This is a genomic window from Photobacterium sp. OFAV2-7, from assembly GCF_022347985.1.
Lineage (GTDB): Bacteria > Pseudomonadota > Gammaproteobacteria > Enterobacterales > Vibrionaceae > Photobacterium.
Window position 1 is genome coordinate 1 of record NZ_JAKRFQ010000373.1, and the last position, 4,729, is coordinate 4,729.

Consider the following 4,729-nt stretch of genomic DNA (forward strand, 5'->3'; position numbering starts at 1 on the left):
CAGGCATCCACTTCATCAGGATTGATTTCTGTTAGCAGGCAAAAATTCCCGGTAACCATCAGGCGTTGAATATGGTGGGCGTAAGCATAATCCAGAGACTGGCCTATTGCGGCTTTCATACATGCCATTTGAGTCTTGCCAGTCCAGAAAAAATCTGGGAGTTCGCGATGGCTATCGAGCGCATTGAGCTCTCGGTAATACGGCATGTTGCCCCAATAGACCCCGCGGATATACTCACGCCAGCCCAGGATCTGGCGAATAAAGCCTTCAACCTGGGCAATATCTATCTGACGTTCTGTGTCGTGATACGCATCTATTGCGGTGTCAATAACTTGCATAGGGTGGAGAAGTTTGCTGTTGAGGGCAAAAGAGAGGCGAGAGTGATACAGGCTCCATTGATGATCTATCTGGTTGGTCATCGCGTCCTGAAACCGACCAAAATTCGGCAGGCAGTATCGGCAAAAGTACGCCAGTAGCTCTTGAGCTTGTCCAACATTAACAGGCCAGAATAGTAGATCATCACAGTTGCCTATTGTTGTAATGCTATGCTGGTTTAACCGCTTTAAAACCTGTGAGAGCGGGTTTGCAAAAAGCAAAGGAGCGGGAATATAAGTCAGTTCGGCGGGTTTTATTTTGTTGCGGTTTTGTTTATCGAAATTCCACTTTCCTCCGCAGGGCTTACCTTCAGCCATTAAAATGTTGTAACGCTTTCGCATGCGGCGATAGAAGTGCTCCATCAATATATGCTCGCCCTGCGGGAACAGCTCCATAATTTCATGATAACCGAGTAGGAAGTGTTCAGTATCGCACTCTTTTAGTGAGGTGTTCTCTGGCAGATTCAGGCTGTGTAACTGCTCGTAAAGACGGTATTCATCCGGCCGCTGGAACTCAACGTGTTTAATGGCGTACTGTTTGCAAAGTGACGCGATCATGTCAGGAAAAGAGTGGTATGAGCATGTGTCATCAAGTGTAAGGTGCAGAATGTGGTGTCCATCATTCTTGAGTTTATTGGCGAAATGCTCCATTGCGAGGAAAAATGCACACACTTTTTGGATGTGGTGCTTCACATAGTTTGTTTCCTGCTTCATTTCGGCAATGATATAAAGGGTTTGCTCATCCTTTTCTCGGTACCAACTGTGCGAAGCATTTAGTTGATCACCAAGTATTAAGCGGAGCGTGTTGTAGTTCTTATTCATCATCACTAAATCCTATCGGCCAGTCTGCAGCGTCCACTGCATCTAAGTTGCCATCGGTCTGATCGCCTCTCCATTTACGGATAAAGCTGTGGTTGGGATCATAGGTCTCGGTTTGTTTTTGCAGGTTAAAGTGGCGGTGCTCTTTGGGATCTGCGCCGACTCCCGCCAGGTATTGCCAGTTTCCCCAGTTAGATGCAACGTCATAATCTATCAGATGCTGTTCGAAGTAAGTCGCGCCGTAGCGCCAGTCGATACTTAATTCATTAACCAGGCAACTGGTGACAATTTGACGGCCACGGTTCGACATATAGCCGGTCTGATTTAATTGGTTCATACAGGCATTGACGATAGGAAAGGGAGTATTGCCGTTACACCAGCGGCGGAAACGTTCAAAATAAAAACTGGTTGTTGGTGCGTGGGACTTTATTCCCTTGAACGTGAACAGCTTCGCCTGATGACAATGGGCGTACCATTGGAAGTATTCGCGCCAGAGTAGCTCGAATTTAATCCATTCGGTAGAAGCGTTCTGTTCAATTTCGTTTTGATACCGACTTAACGTCTCAAGTAAGGTGCGTACCGACAAGCAGCCAAGTGCCAGTCAGGGAGAAAATTTCGTGGATTTATCCCAACCATCCAGTGCATTACGGGTTAATTTATACTGGCTGGGATGGGTAGTAGAAAAATAGACCTGTAGGGGTTGAAGAGCTGCCGTTTCACCGCCAGTAAACTCATTGGTTAACTCTGTCGATGGAAATGGCATTGAAGCGGGCTGAACCAGGTTGGCTGGTGGGGGAGGCAGCCAGTTAACTTTGGGGATAGAAGGCTTTACAGGTTTATCGTCAACTTGCTTTCGAAACTTTGAAAAGGTAGCTGGAAGGTCACTGACGTCAAAAGGAAGTTCTGAATTTTCAAAGATCGTATGTGTGGCTTTTGTCGTAAACGAGAGATACGGGTACTGTTGTTTAAGTTGCTGCCAGATTTGATTTTCATAGTAGCCACAATGCTGACTGCGATAAAACATTGTGACATTGTAACGTGTAATGATTTCAGGAAATGTGTTTAGGAGGGTATTTGGTAATACAATCAGATATTGATGATAACGGCTAAGTTGATTGTTAAGGCAGCTTAGTGATTGCAGCAGAAACTGCTGACGGTGTAGGCCCAGTTCTGCAAAGCTGTAAGGCTGATGTTCCTGTTTTCTTTGGGGCATGCAGTAAACACAGAGCAGTACGTCAACTTCTTGTGCTGCTAGCTGTAGTGCTGAGTTATCATGAAGACGCAGATCGTTCTGAAATAAGAAGAGCCCGGTTATCATCGCAATTCCTCTTGCCTGTATCAGTTTTAGTATAAAAATGTATAAGGGACTAATTTCATTGAGCTGTTTCTGTTTCTGTTTCTGTTACGTTGCTTTGTTATACCGTTGCCTTCGACAACGTTCTGAGCAGTACTTAACGTTATCCCAGCAAGCTTGCCATTTTTTTCGCCATGTAAATGGCCTCATACATGTGGCACATACTTTGGCAGGTAAGTGTTGTTTCTTAATGAGTGCCACGGTAACTTCCTCATCATGTGCTTAGTACTGCTTATTGATATTTCCCTTCTAATAACTATTACGTAAGGCAGCTTTGCGTTGATCAAATCTGTTTACCCTTCAACTTTTTATGATAAAGAGGCTTTCTATTTCATCTTTAAACATGAATCAATTCAATATGTTGCTATAAGAGAACAGATTAATCTTTATTAGCATGATTTAATATCAATAAGCTCTTCATTTAATTTTGCGCTGACACTAAGACAAGTCATTCATGCCTGTCTTATTGAAGCTGTTGTTACATGGTCGTAACCTTACTAGGTATAGGAAGTGCAAGTTATGGAACGAATATATGAACTGAATCAGGCTATATATGATAAACAAGCCGATGCTTTTATCGGTGATCCATTGTTTTCCTTATTTACAACCAATATTAAGGCCCGAAAAAAAGCAATTACATCAATCTGCCAACTTGCCTTATACAATAGCAAAGGTGAGACGTTTATTTACACAGCGGGTGATAGCTATAATTCGCTTGCGATTTGGGAGCGAGTCGGTGTTAAAAAGTTAAGGAATCCATTTAAGGTTCTTTATTGTCACTACAAGATGATCACATGTGGTTGTATTAAAGAGATAAGCACTTACGGTAAACGCTTATCTGAAATACAAAAGCGGATTGACCTTAATAAACGTAGCTCAGACTATTACCTAAACCTGTTATTTGTTGCTCCTGAGTGTCAGGGAAAAGGTCTGGCATCAGAGTTGATAAAGCCAATGCTCTCGTATATGGATGAAAGCCAGTTAGTGTGCTCAACAGATACTAACAATGAGAAAAATGTGGGCATGTATGAGCATTATGGCTTTACTGTTGTTGAAAAAGTGCAACGAATAGAAGGTATTACAACTTACATCTTGAGGCGAGAACCTTTAGAATGCTCATCGGAAAATTGATAAGTAACTGAAATATAGTCGATATCGGGAGAGCGAGGAAAGCTATTCTCCCGATATCGATACAATGTTGCTAATTCTCTGAAGCGCTATTTGATAGTCGCTTTTAGAAGGTTTACTGCAGAACGAGCCCACCCATCCAGTACCGGTCGAACATCTTCGAGTTCCACTTGATCATCTTTGTTTTCTACTGGTTCGCCAAAGCCTTTTCTTACCGCAGCAGCCAGCCTTTCTCCGGATAAGCTATCGGTCAGCTCAGCTTCTAGGAATACTTCGACCATTTGCGATCGAGACCCGGTAGCCGTTGAAACGCCAGCCAACGCAAGTGCAATGGGAACATACTCATAGGCTGCCAAATCTTCCGGGCTGGTCTCCACGCCAGTTATCGCAGCGCGAAGCCGAACGACATCTTTTCCCGGTTCGGTGACAACTTCATATTCTTGTTCAACTTGTTGTTTGGCTTCTTTATTTAAATAAGCCAGCATGCTCTGGAGAACTTCAGCCCGAAGCTGAGGACCAGGTTGAGGGGCAGGGTAGATAATAACGGGATCAAGCATAACCTTAGTGTATTTTCGTTGTGATAAGACAGGGCTAACCCACTTAAGAACAACTGCGTTATCACCATCAACACTGGAACCCTTGGTTAATTGGGAATAATCACTGAGAAAACCAGAAAACTCTTCTTCTTTAGCTGTTTTAGAAGTGCAACCTATAAGTGTAATACCAAATGCTAAAATGGCAAATAAGGCCGATTTTTTATTAATAGAGCGATTTATTTTGTCGAAAGTTATCATCATCTCTCTCCACTTGGTTTGCATTAATACAAAGGATGGTTGATGTTTGCAGATTGTCCAATAATTGATGCGTCGGGTAGTCCTATATTGGCAGTGATCTATTGCGTACGTTGTTACATTTAAAATAATTTGGTAACTCATGGTTAACAACTTTGTAGGAGATAATAAGTGACCAAGCAAAGATAATTAGCTACTACGAGGGAAATATTAACAGAATGCATTTAATTGCATAAAATTAAGGGCTGAGTCTTCATTGATTA

Annotated in this window: 6 protein-coding genes; 1 reads left to right on the top strand and 5 read right to left on the bottom strand. The window is 42.7% G+C overall.

Annotated features, from left to right (window positions below):
* The 4 genes from MHN01_RS16990 to MHN01_RS17000 all read right to left on the bottom strand — a co-directional run.
* The coding region (locus MHN01_RS16990; protein WP_239412427.1) for a cryptochrome/photolyase family protein at nucleotides 1-1,199 on the bottom strand (1,199 nt) is incomplete at its 3' end.
* Nucleotides 1,189-1,779, bottom strand: coding sequence for an FAD-binding domain-containing protein (locus MHN01_RS24720; protein WP_370646517.1), 591 nt, complete (start codon nucleotides 1,777-1,779; stop codon nucleotides 1,189-1,191). The genes MHN01_RS24720 and MHN01_RS16990, both read right to left, overlap by 11 nt.
* A 15-nt stretch (nucleotides 1,780-1,794) precedes the next feature.
* Nucleotides 1,795-2,511 (bottom strand): deoxyribodipyrimidine photo-lyase, encoded by a 717-nt coding sequence (locus MHN01_RS24725; protein ID WP_370646518.1) that lies wholly within the window; start codon nucleotides 2,509-2,511, stop codon nucleotides 1,795-1,797.
* Between the two features lie 84 nt (nucleotides 2,512-2,595).
* Nucleotides 2,596-2,748 carry a DUF2256 domain-containing protein gene (locus MHN01_RS17000; protein ID WP_239412428.1) on the bottom strand — a complete coding sequence of 51 codons (153 nt, stop codon included), beginning with the start codon at nucleotides 2,746-2,748 and terminating at the stop codon, nucleotides 2,596-2,598.
* A gap of 318 nt (nucleotides 2,749-3,066) precedes the next feature.
* On the opposite strand from MHN01_RS17000, the gene MHN01_RS17005 reads away from it, so the two are divergent.
* Complete coding sequence (locus MHN01_RS17005) at nucleotides 3,067-3,678, top strand: N-acetyltransferase (protein WP_239412429.1); 612 nt, start codon at nucleotides 3,067-3,069, stop codon at nucleotides 3,676-3,678.
* 86 nt (nucleotides 3,679-3,764) lie between these two features.
* On the opposite strand, the gene MHN01_RS17010 is transcribed toward MHN01_RS17005, so the two are convergent.
* Nucleotides 3,765-4,472 (bottom strand): DUF3313 domain-containing protein, encoded by a 708-nt coding sequence (locus tag MHN01_RS17010; protein WP_239412430.1) that lies wholly within the window; start codon nucleotides 4,470-4,472, stop codon nucleotides 3,765-3,767.
* Nucleotides 4,473-4,729 lie beyond the last annotated feature (257 nt).